The 16,225-nt window shown below is 61.4% G+C and carries 11 protein-coding genes; 3 read left to right on the forward strand and 8 right to left on the reverse strand.

The features are described 5' to 3' along the window. Positions 1-138: 138 nt before the first annotated feature. From EXW71_RS04420 to EXW71_RS04450, 7 genes are all read right to left on the reverse strand, one after another. Complete coding sequence (locus EXW71_RS04420) at positions 139-1,668, reverse strand: DHA2 family efflux MFS transporter permease subunit (protein ID WP_134657711.1); 1,530 nt, start codon at positions 1,666-1,668, stop codon at positions 139-141. Then, complete coding sequence (locus tag EXW71_RS04425) at positions 1,668-2,867, reverse strand: efflux RND transporter periplasmic adaptor subunit (protein WP_134657712.1); 1,200 nt, start codon at positions 2,865-2,867, stop codon at positions 1,668-1,670. Before EXW71_RS04425 ends, EXW71_RS04420 begins: the two co-directional genes overlap by 1 nt. A 15-nt stretch (positions 2,868-2,882) precedes the next feature. Further along, positions 2,883-4,334, reverse strand: coding sequence for an efflux transporter outer membrane subunit (locus tag EXW71_RS04430; RefSeq protein WP_134657713.1), 1,452 nt, complete (start codon positions 4,332-4,334; stop codon positions 2,883-2,885). After that, positions 4,331-4,804: a MarR family winged helix-turn-helix transcriptional regulator gene (locus EXW71_RS04435; RefSeq protein WP_123717845.1), complete on the reverse strand. Its 474-nt coding sequence runs from the start codon at positions 4,802-4,804 to the stop codon at positions 4,331-4,333. Before EXW71_RS04435 ends, EXW71_RS04430 begins: the two co-directional genes overlap by 4 nt. A 344-nt stretch (positions 4,805-5,148) precedes the next feature. Beyond that, positions 5,149-8,820, reverse strand: coding sequence for a translocation/assembly module TamB domain-containing protein (locus tag EXW71_RS04440; protein WP_134657714.1), 3,672 nt, complete (start codon positions 8,818-8,820; stop codon positions 5,149-5,151). Further along, positions 8,820-10,547, reverse strand: a complete 1,728-nt coding sequence (locus tag EXW71_RS04445) for an autotransporter assembly complex family protein (RefSeq protein WP_123717848.1) — start codon at positions 10,545-10,547, stop codon at positions 8,820-8,822. The genes EXW71_RS04440 and EXW71_RS04445 overlap by 1 nt, the downstream gene beginning before the upstream one ends. A 64-nt stretch (positions 10,548-10,611) precedes the next feature. Continuing rightward, a complete protein-coding gene (locus EXW71_RS04450) occupies positions 10,612-11,253 on the reverse strand; it encodes an N-acetyltransferase (protein ID WP_134657715.1) in 642 nt (213 codons plus the stop codon). A 167-nt stretch (positions 11,254-11,420) separates the two neighbouring features. Here EXW71_RS04450 and xthA point away from each other — a divergent pair, with 167 nt between their 5' ends. Both xthA and EXW71_RS04460 read left to right on the forward strand, forming a co-directional pair. After that, positions 11,421-12,233, forward strand: coding sequence for an exodeoxyribonuclease III (gene xthA, locus EXW71_RS04455; RefSeq protein ID WP_134657716.1), 813 nt, complete (start codon positions 11,421-11,423; stop codon positions 12,231-12,233). A gap of 117 nt (positions 12,234-12,350) precedes the next feature. Beyond that, entirely contained in the window at positions 12,351-13,682 is a 1,332-nt protein-coding gene (locus EXW71_RS04460; RefSeq protein ID WP_134657717.1) for a substrate-binding domain-containing protein, read from the forward strand. A 125-nt stretch (positions 13,683-13,807) separates the two neighbouring features. Here the strand turns inward: EXW71_RS04460 and EXW71_RS04465 are convergent, their stop codons facing one another. Beyond that, positions 13,808-15,037, reverse strand: coding sequence for an acyl-CoA dehydrogenase (locus EXW71_RS04465; RefSeq protein ID WP_123717852.1), 1,230 nt, complete (start codon positions 15,035-15,037; stop codon positions 13,808-13,810). A 151-nt stretch (positions 15,038-15,188) separates the two neighbouring features. Between EXW71_RS04465 and EXW71_RS04470 the strand changes: the two genes are divergently transcribed. Further along, positions 15,189-16,124, forward strand: a complete 936-nt coding sequence (locus EXW71_RS04470; RefSeq protein ID WP_134657718.1) for a LysR family transcriptional regulator — start codon at positions 15,189-15,191, stop codon at positions 16,122-16,124. Positions 16,125-16,225 lie beyond the last annotated feature (101 nt).

The raw sequence follows: 16,225 nt of genomic DNA on the forward strand, positions 1-16,225 counted from the left end.
ATCCCTTTTTGAACAAAGATCCAAATGTGCGAGCGGCTTGCTCGCGAAGACAGTGCGCCAGTCAGCTCGTTGATCGACTGAACCACCGCCTTCGCGAGCAAGCCCGCTCGCACTTTTTTTGACCGCAAACACCGGGTATCAGTGGCCGGAGGCCTCGGGCCCCGCCTTCGCCCCAAACGGCGGCTTGGCCAGCCACACCAGCAAAATCAGGCCCATGAACATCCACCCCAACAACGTGAAGTAATCCACGGTGGACATCATGTACGCCTGGCTGGTCAGGATCTGGTCCAACTGGGTGTAGGCCTTTTGCCCTGCCCCACCCAGCGCATTCAAGGCGTCGCGGGTGGCCGAGTCGTAGGTGGTCATGTTCTCGCTCATGTACGCGTGGTGCTGGTCCGCCCGGCGAATCCAGATCCAGGTGGTCAGCGATGCCGCGAAGCTGCCGCCCAGGGTACGCAGGAAAGTCGCCAGCCCCGCGCCGTCGGCAATCTGTTGCGGCGGCAGGTCGGACATCAGGATGCTCAAGGTCGGCATAAAGAACAGCGCCACACCGATGCCCATGAACAATTGCACCAGGGCGACGTGCTGGAAGTCCACTTGGTTGGTGAACCCTGCGCGCATGAAGCAACTCAAGCCAATCGCCAGGAATGCCAGGCCCGCCAGCAGGCGCAGGTCGAACTTGTGTGCGTACTTGCCTACGAATGGCGACATCAGCACCGGCAAAATACCGATCGGCGCCACCGCCAGCCCGGCCCAGGTTGCGGTGTAGCCCATCTGGGTCTGCAACCATTGCGGCAGGATGAGGTTGATGCCGAAGAAACCCGCGTATCCCAGGATCAACACGATGGTGCCGATCCGGAAGTTGCGGTAGGCGAACAGCCGCAGGTTGACCACCGGGTGCTTGTCAGTCATTTCCCAGATCACGAACACCGCCAGGGCAATGGCCGAGATGACGGCGCCTATGATGATGAAGTTGGATTCGAACCAGTCCAGGTCGTTGCCCTTGTCGAGGATGATCTGCAAGGCGCCGACCCCGACGATCAGGCTCAACAGCCCGACATAGTCCATCGGCTGATGGCTGGTGACCACCGGGCGTTTCTTCAGCTGCGAACGCACCACCATCACCGCAAAGATACCGATGGGCACGTTGATAAAGAAGATCCACGGCCAGCTGTAGCTGTCGGTGATCCAGCCGCCGAGGATAGGCCCGGCGATCGGCGCCACCACCGTGACCATCGCCAGCAGCGCCAGGGCCATACCCCGTTTTGCCGGCGGATACACCGCGATCAGCAACGTCTGGGTCATCGGGTACAACGGCCCCGCCACCAAGCCTTGCAGCACGCGAAAGCCGATCAACTCGGGCATCGAGGTGGACACACCGCACAGAAACGATGCCAGCACGAACAGGATCGTCGCCCATAAAAACAGCTTCACCTCGCCGAAGCGCCGGCTCAACCAGCCGGTGAGCGGCAACGCAATTGCGTTGCTCACCGCAAACGAGGTGATGACCCAGGTGCCCTGCTCCGAACTCACGCCCAGGTTGCCGGAAATGGTCGGCAACGCCACGTTGGCGATGGTGGTGTCGAGCACCTGCATAAAGGTCGCCAGCGACAGGCCAATAGTGGCCATCAACAGGCTGGGTGGCGTGAAGGAGGCGTTATTGCTCATCAGCGTTGCACAGCCTTGGGGGCGACGACGCTGTTGTCATGGATCAACTGGGTGATCATGGCGTCGGCTTCGGCCAATTGACGGTCATACACATTGGTGGTGAACGAGGCCTTTTGTGGTGCCTGTTGCGCCAGTACCGGGCCGCTTTGGTCGTGCAGGTCTACATTGACCAGGGTGCTCAGGCCCACCCGCAACGGGTTCTTGGCCAGTTCTTCGGCGTTGATGTGAATGCGCACCGGTACCCGCTGCACGATCTTGATCCAGTTACCGGTGGCGTTCTGCGCCGGCAGCAGGGCAAATGCGCTGCCGGTACCGGCGCCGAGGCTGTCGACAGTACCGCTGAATTTCACGTCGCTGCCGTAGATATCCGCTTCAATGTCCACCGGCTGGCCGATGCGCATATTGCGCAGCTGGGTTTCCTTGAAATTGGCGTCGATCCACAGCTGGTCCAGCGGGATCACGGCCATCAAGGCGGTGCCCGGCTGCACGCGTTGGCCCAGTTGCACGGTGCGCTTGGCCACATAACCGGTAACCGGCGCGATCAACGTGCTGCGGGCGTTGGTCAGGTAAGCCTGACGCAGTTGCGCGGCGGCGGCTTGTACGTCGGGATGAGAGCTGATCACGGTGTCGTCCACCAGCGCGTTGCTGGTCTTGAGTTGCTGCTCAAGGTTGGTCAGCGCGTTCTTCGCGGCGGTCAGGCTGTCACGGGCATGGGACAGTTCTTCCTGGGAAATCGCCCCGCCCTGGGCAAGGGTCTTACGACGGTTGTAGTTATCCTGGGCTGTCTGCACATCAGCTTTCTGGGCATTGACCTGGGCTTTCATACCGTCGACGTTGCTGTACAAACCGCGCACCTGGCGCACGGTGCGCGCGAGGTTGGCCTGGGCACTTTGCAAGCCGACGGCGGCATCATTCGGGTCGAAGTTGACCAGCACCTGGCCTTCGTGGACCAGGTCGCCATCGTCGGCGCCGATGCTGACCACGGTGCCGGTGACCAGCGGGGTGATTTCCACCACGTTGCCGTTCACATAAGCGTCGTCGGTGCTTTCGCTGAAGCGACCGTAAAACTCATACCAGCCCCACACGCCCACGGCACCGAGGATGACGATCAGCGCCAGGAGCAGCAGCATCACCTTGCGTTTGCGAGGGTTGCTGTCGTTGGTTTGTTCGTTTGCGTTGTTGCTGTCGGCAGTGGCCATGACAAATACCTCAAATTATTCCGTGCGTGTGGCTGGGGTGGTTGCGGCCACGTTATTGGCGTTGAACCCGCCACCCAGGGCCTGCATCAGTTGAATCGACAAATCGATCTGTGCCGCATTCAGGGTCGCCAGCTGACGCTGGGCCTGCAGCAATTGCTGCTCGATGCTGAGCACATCCAGGTAGCTACCGATCCCGGAGCTGTAGCGTTGCATACCGGTGTCAAAAGACTGCTTGGCAATGTCCGCGGCGTGCTGCTGGGCCTGAATCTGCCGTGCGGTGTCGCGCAGCTGGGAAAGGGTGGTACCGATATCGCCCAAGGCTTGAACCAGGGTTTTGTTGTACTGAGCGACCGCCAGGTCGTAATCGGCGTCGCGAGCATCGAGGTCGGCACGCAGGCGGCCACCATCGAAGATCGGCAAGGAAATCGTCGGCGCAATGCTGAAGAAACGGCTGGCCGACCCGAACATTGCATCCCCCAGCAACGACTCGGCACCGGCGCTCGCGCTCAGGTTGAGGTTGGGGTAAAAGCGGGTTTTGCTTGCGTCGATATTTTTGCTCGCCGCCTCTACACGCCAGCGCGCTGCAATCAGGTCCGGGCGCCGGCCCAGCAGCTCGGCCGGCAGCACCGACGGCACCGCCACGGCGCTGGCTTTCAACACACTCGGGCGGGCCAGTTCGTTGCCACGATCGGGGCCTTTACCGAGCAATACGGCGAGGGCGATCTTGGCGCTTTGCAGTTGTTTTTCCGCATCGATCAGTTGCGATTCGGAGCTGGCTTCCAGGCTTTCGGTCTGTTGGTACTGGTACTCGCTGTCGATACCCGAACTCAGGCGGCGCTTGCTCAGGTCGAGCATTTGGCGAGTGCGCTTGAGGTCATCATCGGCCAGGTCACGCACGATGTGCGCCTGGCCCAGGTCGCTGTAGGCCTTGGCCACGTTGGCGGCCAGGGTCAGGCGCGCGGCCTGCTGGTCGACTTCGGCGGCGCGGGCCTGGCCTAACGCGGCTTCCCAGGCGGCGCGCTGGCCACCCCAGAGGTCGAAGTTGTAATTGAAGCCGGCACTGATGTTACGCACGGTGGCGTAGGCATCGCCCTGCCCTCGCGGGTCCTGATCCTTGGCCAACCGCGAGCGGCTGACACCGGCGCTGGCATCCAGGGTTGGCAGGCGTGCGGCGTCGGCGGCAAAGGCAGCGGCTTCGGCCTGATGAGCGCGGGCACTGGCCACTTGCATATCGGGGCTGTTTTGCAGGGCCTCGCGGATCAGGCCGTCGAGTTGCGGGTCGCCCAGGCTTTTCCACCAATCGGCGGTGGGCCAGGCGGCCGTCGAGAGGGTCACGCCGCTGAGAGATTTGCCGGCTTGCAGTGTGTTCGCGTCGAGGCGTTTGCCTTGGGTGTCGAGGCCGCTGTAATTAGCGCAACCGGCTAGGGTCATCGCCACCAGCACCAGGCTGAGTGTGCGTGTGTTCATTGATCACCTACCCGCTGGATGACGATAGCGTCACCGGCAGCTACCAGAATTTTCTTGAGAATGCGTTCGAGGGTCTGCAACTCGCCGGGCTCCAGGGCACCGGCCAGTTCATTCATCGACTGGGCGCCGATATAAGGCAGCATGTCCGCCAGGCGCTGGCCGTCCTCCGTGAGCACCAGTTGCACCTGGCGCCGGTCCTGCTCGGAACGCTTGCGCGCCAGCAGGCCCTTCTGTTCCAGGCGGTCGAGCATGCGCGTCATGGAGCCGCTGTCCAGGGACAGGTTGCGACACAGCTCGGCCGGGGTGTCGACGTCGAATTGGGCAATGATGATCAACACCTTGAACTGCGCGGCAGTCACGCCGTGAGGTTCCATATGGGTGTCGATAATGCGGTCCTTGAGCAACGCGGCTCGGCCCAACAGGAGACCGAGGTGACAGTTGCGGAAACTGTCAGGGGTGAAGTGGGCCATCGGAAGTCACCTTATTACTGCCTAGGCAGTGAATGTATGACAAGATGTTACTGCTTAGGCAGCGAATGTCAAATGGAATTATTAGCTTGCTTGGTAATGTGAAAGGGGGGCTTGCTCCCGATAGCAATGAATCAGCCAGCTTATCTGTGACTGATGCACCGCTATCGGCAGCAAGCCCCCCCTGAAAAATGCCGTCTGTAGGCGCGAGCTTGCTCGCGAAAAACGTCAACGATAACGCGCGTTGCCTGAATCAACGCGGCGCCTGTGAGTTCTTCGCGAGCAAGCTCGTCCCTACAAAAAGCCTTGGCTGGCATCAGCCAGCCTATTTCTTGAGCGAGTAAGACTTAGAAATCCCTTTTGTAGAAAATATCCAACGAACTGGCCACACCACTGGCCACTTCCAGATACACCTTCTTGCTGAGCAGATAGCGCAGCGCGATGGTGTTGGCCGGTTCGAACACCCCTACCCCGTAACGCAGGCTGAGCTTCTCGGTGATCTTGCCGCTGGCCACCACGGCGGTGGTGTTGCCACTGCCCTGGGTGTCGAGTTCGAAGTCCTGAATACCCAGGTTCTTGGCGATGTCCGAGGTCACCCCGGCGCTGCCCATCAGACCCAGGCCCAATGCCGCTTGGGCGAGCACGTTGTTGTCTTCGCCAGTGGTACTCAGCGGACGCCCCAGCACCAGGTAGGACAGCGCCTGCTCCTGGCTCATGGCCGGCTCCGAGAAGATTTGCGTGGTGGGCTGCTCGGCGCTGCCGCTCAGACGGATACCGGCGGTGACGTCACCGGTCTTGCGAATGGCTTCGATGTCCAGGTAAGGCTGGTCGAGCGGCCCGGCAAACAATAGCCGAGCACGGCGCACATCGAGTTTCTGACCATAGGCACGGTAGCGACCGTCGTTGAGCCACAGCTCGCCTCGGGTGTCCATGTTGTCGCCGATATGCACCTGGCCCTGCACTTTGGCGGTAAGACCGAAGCCGGCGAAATTGAGCTGATCTTCGCCCACCACCACGTCGATATCCATGGCCATCGCCATCGGCGGTTTGCCTTCTTCGGTCTGGCTGCCGACGATGACCGTGTCATCCGAGACCTTGACGGTCGACGGCGGCAATTCACGTACGGTGATATCGCCGCGCGGGATGTGCACCTTGCCGGCGATGGCCAGCTTGTCGCCCTTGAGGCTGATCTTCAGGTCGGGCGCCACTTCCAGCACGGCGTATGGCTCCACCGTCACCGGCAGTTGCGCCCCCTGCAAATTGAGGTCCACCGCCAGGGCCTGGCCCCAACCGATATGGCCCTTGAGGCTACCCTGGCCAGCCTTGCCGCTGCGCCAAGCGCCGTTGAGCTGTACGTTCTCACCGGCGATCAGCGCCTGCACATTCAGGTTCTCCAGGCTCACCGGCAATTCAGGCCCGGAAATCTCGCCGCCCACCAGGTCCACGTTGCCGTTGACCTGCGGCGCGAGCAAGCCACCGGAGATGCGGCCGCTGCCATTGAGCTTGCCGTTGAGCTTTTCCACCATCGGCACAAAGGGTCGCGCCACCGCAAGGTCCAGACCGGTCAAGCTGAAATTGCCGGTGATCGGCTTGTTCTTCGGCAACGGGTTGATCTGCGCTTGTAACAGCAACTCGCCGAGCTTGCCGCCACGGAAGTTGAGCTGGGTGTCGATGCGCTTGGGGTTGAGGGTGGTTTCCAGTTTCAGGGTGTCGTAGGGGAAATCCAGCCACTGGTTCTTGTCCTTGACGCGCAACGTACCGCCACTGGCATCCACCGCGACCACGCCCTTAGGGCCGCTGGCGGGCAGGTCGAGCTGCACGTCGGCGTTGAGCTTGCCCTGCCAGGCAAAGTCTTTCGGCAAGAATGCCGCCAGGCTGTCAATCGGGAATTGCTTGAGGTGGTAACGCAACTTGGGTTCGGGCATCAGGCGTTGATCTTCACCGCACAGGCTGGCGGCGCCGGACACCCAGCAATGCGCCGCGAAGGTCAGTTTGCCGTCCGCCAGGCGTTCGATCTTTGCCGGGGCTTGCAGCTTCCAGTCCTGGCCACCGGCTTGCACATCGCCACTGGCCAGGCGCCCGCGCCAGTTGCCTTTGTCGAGATTGCCGTCCAGGGCCAGGGCCAGCTTGACCAACGGGCCGACCAGATCCAGTTGGACTTTCTGGTTCTTGATATCGCCTTGAGCGCTGGCGGTCAGGCTGCCGACCTGAGTTTCGCCGGCCTGGATGCCGCTGCCCTTGAGGTCGACTTTGGCGCGCTGGGCGCTGTCCAGCGTGGCATCGAGGTTCAGGCTTTGCAGGTGGTTGTCGGCGAATGCCAGTTGCTGGCCTTTGAGGTCGAGCTTACCTTGGGGCGACTTCAGGCTGCCGGCGACGTTGATCCGCCCATCGATCTGACCGCGCAATTGCGGCCACAACTGGGCCAGGCGCGCCAGCTTGATATCGATCTGCCCGGCCAGGCGTTGTTGCAGGCTGCCACTGCCGTTGATGCGGTTGTCGCCCAGGCGGATATCCAGGTTGGCCAGGGTCCATTGTTCGCCCACGCCTTCGGCCTTGGCCGCCAGCACGGCGGTTTGCCCACGCAGGCGGCCCTTGAGGTCCAGGTCGGCGTTCAGTTTGAGCTGTTCGTTTTTGAACTCGCCCTTGCTGCGCAGTGGGCCTGCCAGGGTCCCCGGCAATTCAGCGACCCAATACGCCGGGTTCAGCGCCGACAGGTCCAACGCCGTGTCCCAGGCGATGCCGTCGGCAAATTGCAGGTTCAGGTGGCCCTCGGCCTTGCCTTGGCCGGCGGTCAGTTTCAGCTCAGGCAGGAAGATTTGCTTGAGGTCACCGCTGAACGGCGTGACCACATTGAACGTACCGGCCGGGCCATCGAGGTCGGCCTTGAGGTTGCCGAGGTAGTTGCCGTCTTTGTAGGAGACTTCACCCTTGAAGGTACGCACTGCAACCTGCGGCTCTTCGATCACGGGGTAGAGGCGATGCCACGGGAAATCCAGCCAGTCGACCTTGGCGTCGGCGCTGAAGCCCTGTTGCCAGTCCAGATTGGCGCTGAGCTTGAGGCTTTGCTTGTCGCCGGCAGTCAGGTCCAGCCCGGCAATCTGCGCGCCCTTGGCGTCGACCTTGCCTTGCAGCAACAGGTCCACCGGAGCTTTTTCCGCCGGCAACACAGCCTTGCCCAGCAATTGGTAACCGTTGTGCAAATCACCCTTGGCGGTGAGGTCCAGTTGATTGAGTTGCAGGGTGTCGGGCAGGTCGGCGCTGGCTTTGAAGCTGTCGGCGGTGATATGCAATTGCGCGGGGAGGTTTTCCACCAGGGGTTGCAGTTCGCCGCTGAGCTTGGCGGGCAGGTAGCCGCTGCTGTCGGCGTCGAGCTTGAGAGTCTTGAGCAAGTCGCCATCGACCTTGAGCGCAACCTTCCACGGCGCGCCGCCCGGGGCGTACGGCAGGCTCAGGTTACCGGTGGCGGTCAAAGGCCAGTCGCCCACAGGTTGCAGCAGGCCATTGAGGTCCAGCACCAGACCGTCGCGCTGCAGGTGCACCGAATCGATCTGCAGGCCGGCCGCCGTCCAATGCGCCGCCAATTGCAGGCCCTTGAGTTCTTCGCTGCCATTAAATAACAGGCTACCGACGCGAACCTCGCCCAATTGGATGGCAAGCGGCAACTTCAACTCAGGCAATTGGATCGGCCCGCTGCTTTCTTGCGTACTGGGGGGAAATTGCAGGCTGACCTGCTCCACGTCCAGCTGATTGATACACACGGTCATGCGCAACAGGCAGGCCGGCGACCAATCGAATTTCGGCGCATTGAGCTCGACGCGGCTGGTGCCCTGTTGCCACAGCAGGTGATCGGCACTCCACTGGCCACCCAAATGGCCCTGGAAATTCTCGACGCTCAAACCCGGCACCTGGCCCAGCGCCCAACGACTGCCCGCCTGGGTGCCGAGCAGCGTCCACGACGCCAGTAACACTAAAGCGAGGACCGCCGCCACGGCCAGCCCCGCTATTTTCAAACCACGCATCACAGCTCAGGCCCCATGGAAAAGTGCAATCGAATGCCGCCCGGATCTTCGAGGGCATGGGCCAGGTCGAGGCGGATCGGCCCCACCGGCGAGACCCAGCGGATACCGACGCCGACACCGGTTTTCAGGCTGGGCATGTCCAGGGTGTTGAACGAGTTGCCCTGGTCGATAAAGGTCGCGATCCGCCATTTCTCGGCGATAGAATATTGATACTCAGCGCTCAGGGCCACCATGTAGCGGCCGCCGATACGGTCGCCAAGGTCGTTCTCTGGCGACAAGGTCTGGTACTCGTAGCCGCGCACGCTCTGATCACCACCGGCAAAGAAGCGCAGCGAGGGCGGCACGGATTTGTAGCCGTTGGTGGCACTGCCGCCGAACTGTGCACGGCCCAGGAAGCGATGGTTGTCCCATAGCGTGGTCAAGCCTTTGATGGTCGCCGTGCCGTAAAGCAGGTTGGTGTCGGAACCGAAGCCTTCCTTGGCGACTTTGGTATCGAACATCAAGCGGTAGCCGTTATGGGGGTCGATACGGTTGTCGCTGCGCAGGTAGGAATAACTGATGCCCGGCATCACCAGGTTACTCAAGCCGGAATCATTGCCCAGGCGATATTCTTCGCGCTGGTACTTGAGCGAGATGATACGGGTCCAGCCGCTGGGCAACTTGCTGTGCCATTCGGGACCGACGGTGAGCAATTTACTCAAGGTGTCGGTGCCGGCCAGTTCTTCGTTCTGGTAGCCGCCGGCAAAGCGCAACTTGTCGGTCAGCGGCGGGTCGAGCGGCACGTCGTACCACAGGCCGACGTTCTGGCGCGGCGCCGATAATTCAGCTTCCCAGCCGTAGCTATGGCCTTGGGGGTTGACCCAGTGACGGGTCCAGTTGGCCTTGCCGCGCGGGCCGACGTCGGTCGAGTAACCAAGGCCCAGGCCCATGGTGCGGGGCTTGCGGGTTTCCAGTTGCACGGCCACCGGGATCACGTCGTCGGTAGCGGCAGCAGGCGCGGCGTCGACGCGCACGCCTTCGAAGAACCCGCTTGCCTGCAGGTTCTGGTTGAGTTCGGCGATCAATTCGGAGTCGTAGGGAGTGCCGCTTTTGAACGGCACCATGCGTTGCAGCAGGTCGGCATCGAACGGCGTGTCGCCGGTGAAGTTGACCTTGCCCATGCTGTAGCGGTTGCCGCTGTCGTAAATGAGTTCGATATCGGCCACGCCCGCCTTGGGGTCCACCGACAGTTTCTGGCTGGTAAAGCGCCCGCTGAAAAAGCCGTAGCGTGAAGCCTGGTTCTGGATCAGACGCTTGGCGTCTTCGTAATGGCCATGGTTGAGCGCCGCGCCGGGCTTGAGGTCGTCGCCGGTCGGCACGCGAAACGCCTTGAGGCTCGCGGCCGGGCCGTCGACCCGAATGGTCACGTTGCGCAAATGCACCGGTTCGCCGGGGTCGATGGTGAGGATCAGGCGCGGATTCTTGCCGCCCTTCACATCGCTGGCGATCTGTGGCTGATAGAAACCCAAAGCCTGCGCCGCTTTGCGCGCCTGCTCCTCGGCGCCACGGCTGAACCGCAGCAACGCTTCTTCATCACGGTCGCCAACCCCGCCGATATAGCCTTCGATGTTGGCTTTCAACGCGTCGTTTGAGGGGTTGACCCGCACGTCCAATTCGCTTTGCGCCAACGCGCCGCAGCTTGTGAACAGCAGAACCAAGCCGCTGGTAAATCTTCCTGGAAACTTCATAGGCGCGGATGCTACACGAGCTGGGGAGACACTTTGAACTCGGAATTGTCTGAATAATTCTGTCTTAAGCCGTTGCAGCATGTAACGCCTGGGGATTGGGGTGAAAAAACACATGCTCCAGCACCGGTCCCACGGCGACTTCACCAATTTCCTCATAGCCCTGGCGTTTGTAGAACTCCAGGTAGCGGGAGTTGCCGGTGTCGAGCACCACGCCCGAAGAGTGCGGGTCTTCGGCGCACCAGTTGTGCACCGCCTCAAGCAGCTGCTCGCCGTAGTGTTTGCCCTGGAATTGCGGGTGAATACCCAACAGTGGCAACACGTGCACCGCATCCCCCGGCAGGCATGCCAGCACCGCGTGATGGTATTCCAGATAACGGCGCGTACCGCGCACGCCGGTGCTCAGCCACATGCGCAATTGCCAGGCCCAGCTTTCGGTGATCCCCAGGCGCCGTTGCGGTGGCGCGATCAGGGCGATGCCGATCAAGCGGTCGTTCACCAATAAGCCGATGGCGGGCAAGCTCTGGAAGAAATGCTGCTTGACCAGCTCGCGCACGGTGGCCCGCACACGTTGCTCGTAGCCCGGGCGCTCGGCTTCGAAGATGTAGGCAAAGGTCGGTTCATGGCGATAGGCCTGGTACAACAATGAACGGGCTTCGCGGGAATAACCGCTGTCGAGCAGATGAATCTGGGCCATGGTGTCAGGCATACGTTCAATCTCCCTGGGCGCCATTGAAAGATGGCGTTCTTATGGGTACGAACTTGTACGGCGCGAGTCGTTCCCAGACATTAGCAGTGCATCCACCCTGCCGCCACGCTGGCCCCCGTCCGACTTGTCGGCTAGCATCGCCGTTTTGCCAGACTGGACTGCCGACCATGAAAATCGTCTCCTTCAATATCAACGGGCTGCGCGCCCGCCCTCATCAGCTGGCGGCGTTGATCGAGAAACACCAACCCGACGTGATCGGCCTGCAGGAAACCAAAGTCCACGATGACCAGTTCCCCTTGGCCGAAGTACAAGCCTTGGGCTATCACGTTTACTACCACGGGCAAAAAGGCCATTACGGCGTGGCGCTGCTTTCCCGCAAGGAAGCCCTGAGCGTGCACAAAGGCTTTGCCACGGATGAAGAAGACGCCCAGCGCCGTTTTATCTGGGGCACCTTCGCCGATGAAAATGGCCAACCGGTCACCATCATGAACGGCTATTTCCCCCAGGGCGAAAGCCGCGACCACCCGACCAAGTTCCCGGCCAAGCAGCGCTTCTACGAAGACCTGCAACAGTTGCTGGAAAGCCAGTTCAGCAATGAACAAGCGCTGGTGGTAATGGGCGACGTGAACATTTCCCCGGAAGATTGCGATATTGGCATCGGTGCCGACAACGCCAAGCGCTGGCTGAAAACCGGCAAGTGCAGCTTCCTGCCGGAAGAACGCGAGTGGATGGCGCGCCTGAAGAACTGGGGCCTGGTGGACAGTTTCCGTCATCTGAACCCGGACGTGGCCGACCGTTTCAGTTGGTTCGATTATCGCAGCCGCGGTTTTGAAGACGAGCCCAAGCGTGGGTTGCGCATCGACGTGATCCTGGCGTCCAACGGCTTGCTATCGCGGGTCAAGGATGCGGGCGTGGATTACGAGCTGCGCGGTTTGGAAAAACCATCGGATCATGCGCCGATCTGGCTCGAATTGAGCTGATCAACCCTGTGGGAGGGGGCAACCCCCTCCACCTTTGCCCATCGCTTACCCGTCATATTTATGCAACCTGCCTGACTTAATCTCGCGGCACTCCCTTTGGCTTGAGAAGGTGCCGGCATGAGGCTGCGCGTTCTGTTCCTGTTGACCCTCTTCCCCTTCTTCGCTGTTGCCGCTGCCCTGCCCGTTCCTGACCAAGGCCCTGCGTTGCGCATTCAGGGTTCCAACACCATTGGTGCAGCACTGGGGCCGGCACTGGTCAAAGGCTTGATGGTGCAACAGGGCCTGCAGGGGGTACACAGCGAACCGGCTGAAGGCGCCAATGAACAGCGCATACTCGGCAGTACTCGCCAAGGTAAAACGGTGACTATCGAGGTGGCGGCACACGGCTCCAGCACCGGGTTTGCCGCGCTGAAAAGGGCCAATGCCGACGTGGCGGCGTCTTCGCGCCCAATCAAGGACAGCGAATTGGTCGACCTTGAGCCCCTGGGCGACCTGAAAAGCCCTGACGCCGAGCAAGTGATCGCCATCGATGGCCTGGCTATCATCCTCAACCCGCGCAACCCGCTCAATACCTTGAACACCGAGCAGTTGGCGCAGGTTTTCAACGGGGAAATCAGCACCTGGGAAGCACTGGGCGGGGTCGGTGGCACTATTCATTTGTATGCGCGGGATGATCAGTCCGGCACCTATGACACGTTCAAGGAGCTGGTATTGAGCCGGCGCGGCAAGCCCCTGGCTCCTAGCGCCCAGCGCTTCGAGTCCAGCGAAGCACTGTCGGATGCAGTGAGCCATGATCCCCAAGGCATCGGTTTTATCGGCCTGCCCTATGTGCGCCAGGCCAAGGCCGTGGCGATTGTCGACGGCGACTCCCAACCCATGTTGCCGCTGGCCAGCCTGATTGCTACCGAAGACTACCCATTGTCTCGCCGGCTGTTCTTTTACCTGCCGCCGTCCAACCGCAACCCGTGGGCCAAAGCCCTGGTGGACTTTACCCAGAGCGGCAAAGGCCAGGCGATGGTGGCGGCCAACGGGTTTATTGCCCAGCAGGTGCAGGCGATCGGAGTGGAGCCACGCCCATCGATGCCCGAGGACTATCAAGCCATCGCGCGGGACGCCCAGCGCCTGACCGTAAACTTCCGCTTCGAGGAAGGCAGCGCCAGCCTGGACAGCAAGGCGCGCCAGGATTTGCAGCGGGTGGTGGCGTACCTGAAAGGCCACGGCAAGCTCGACAAGAAGGTCATGCTGGTGGGGTTCGGCGATATGAAGAACGATCCGCAACGGGCAGCGCTGCTGTCGAAGCTGCGGGCGATGGCTGTGCGGCGGGAACTGGTCAAGAGCGGCGTGGTACTGCGCGATATCCGTGGCTTCGGCGCGCAGATGCCGGTGGCGACGAATTCCGCGGATGAAGGCAGGATCAAAAACCGGCGGGTGGAGGTGTGGGTGTACTGAACCCCTGGGACTGGCGCCGTTGATGCAGGCCTCATACCGGGCAAGCCCCTTCCCATCCACGTCTACAGAAGCAACGCAGGCCAATGGTGGGAGCGGGCTTGTTCCCGATTGCAGGCGACGCGGTTTTATTGCCCGCTGCGCATCAGCTCCCGAGGTACATACTTGCCGATCTCGAACTTGCCGATCGCCGCACGGTGCACTTCATCCGGGCCGTCGGCCAGGCGCAGGGTGCGTTGCATGGCGTACATATAGGCCAACGGGAAGTCGTTGGACACACCCGCGCCACCATGGATCTGGATCGCCCGATCAATGACCTTCAGCGCCACGTTCGGCGCCACCACCTTGATCTGGGCAATTTCGCTTTTCGCCACTTTATTGCCCACGGTGTCCATCATGTACGCCGCTTTCAAGGTCAGCAGGCGCGCCATGTCGATTTCCATGCGCGAGTCGGCGATCTTGTCGATATTGCCGCCCAAACGGGCCAGCGGTTTGCCGAATGCGGTACGGCTGACGGAGCGTTTGCACATCAATTCCAATGCGCGCTCGGCCATACCGATTGAGCGCATGCAGTGGTGAATACGGCCTGGACCCAGGCGCCCCTGGGCAATTTCAAAGCCGCGGCCTTCGCCGAGCAGCACGTTTTCGTAGGGCACCCGTACGTTATCGAACAGCACTTCGGCGTGGCCGTGGGGTGCATCGTCGTAGCCGAATACCGGCAGTGGGCGCAGGATTTTCACGCCGGGCGTATCCACCGGCACCAGGATCATCGAATGCTGCTGGTGGCGCGGCGCGTCCGGATTGCTCAGGCCCATGAAAATCAGGATCTTGCAGCGCGGATCGCACGCGCCGGAAGTCCACCACTTTTTACCGTTGATCACCCATTCGTCACCCTGGCGCTCGGCGCGGGCGGCCATGTTGGTGGCGTCTGAAGACGCCACGTCCGGTTCGGTCATGGCGAAGGCGGAGCGGATTTCGCCACGCAGCAACGGTTCGAGCCAGCGCTGCTTCTGCTCGCTGTTGGCGTAGCGCACCAGCACTTCCATATTCCCGGTATCGGGGGCCGAGCAGTTGAACGGCTCCGGGCCGAGCAAGGAGCGGCCCATGATTTCGGCCAGCGGCGCATATTCGAGGTTGGTCAAGCCGGCGCCCAGTTCGGATTCGGGCAGGAACAGGTTCCACAGCCCCTCGGCTTTGGCCTTGGCCTTCAACTCTTCCATGATGGCTGTTGGCTGCCAGCGATCGCCTTCGCTGACCTGGCGTTCAAATACCGGCTCGGCCGGGTAGACATAAGCGTCCATGAACGCGGTGACGCGTTCACGCAGTTCCTGAACCTTGGGCGAATAGGCGAAATCCATGGGCAGCTCCCTTCTTTGAGAGGTTGTTTAGGGCATGGAATTGATGCTAGAACAGCGCTGATAATTTACCTAGCCTATTCTCGGCGTGTATTAACATTCATCACCGATATATGATCGGCGCATGGACACCTAACAATAAGAGCGCAACGAAATGAATCTGAGCAAGGTCGATCTCAACCTGTTTATCGTCTTTGACGCGATCTACACCGAAGCCAACCTGACCCGCGCCGGGCAGATTGTCGGCATTACCCAGCCGGCGGTGTCCAACGCATTAGCGCGCCTGCGCGAAACCTTCAACGACCCGCTGTTCGTGCGCACCGCCCAAGGCATGGTGCCCACGCCCATGGCACAGAACATCATTGGCCCGGTGCGCAATGCGTTGTCGTTGCTGCGCGTGTCGGTGCAGGAAAGCCGGATTTTCAACCCGCAGCAGGCGGCCAAGACCTACCGCATCAGCATGACCGACCTCACCGAGGCGGTGATCCTGCCACTGCTGTTCCAACGCCTGCGCCGCCTGGCGCCCACAGTGGCGATCGAGAGCTTCCTGTCCAAACGTCGCGAGACCACTAAAGAGCTGGCGGCCGGGCGCCTGGACTTTGCCGTGGATGCGCCGCTGAACACCGACCCGCAGGTGCGCCATGTCAAGTTGATGGAGGACCGCTACGTGTGTGCGATGCGCAAGGGCCATCCGCTGGCGGGCAAGGACAAATTCAGCCTGGATGACTACCTGTCGCTGACCCATATTCATATCTCAAGCCGTCGTAACGGCCTGGGCCATGTCGACCTGGCCCTCGGCAAGATGGGCATCCAGCGCAAGATCGCCCTGCGCTCCCAGCATTACCTGATGGCCTCACAGGTGTTGCAGCAGACCGACATGGTGATGACCGTGCCCGAACGCTTCGCCCGCCGCCACGAACTGCACTGGTTCAACCTGCCGGTCAACGACGTGCCGCCGGTGGAAACCCATTTGTACTGGCATGAGAGCACCGACCAGGACCCGGCGAACCGCTGGATGCGTGAGCAAATGATTGAGTTGTGCCAACAGGTCATGGCCCAGGAAAAGAAACTCGACGGCAAACAGGCGTGACCGGTGATAGACGGGCCTGCCCGCGCCGGGCTGCGCAACAGGCCCGATAATCGACGCACCTTGACGTTAACGTCAAGCAACCATTAGCTTAGCGCCCATGA

Source organism: Pseudomonas sp. BCA17, from assembly GCF_004519405.1.
Lineage (GTDB): Bacteria > Pseudomonadota > Gammaproteobacteria > Pseudomonadales > Pseudomonadaceae > Aquipseudomonas.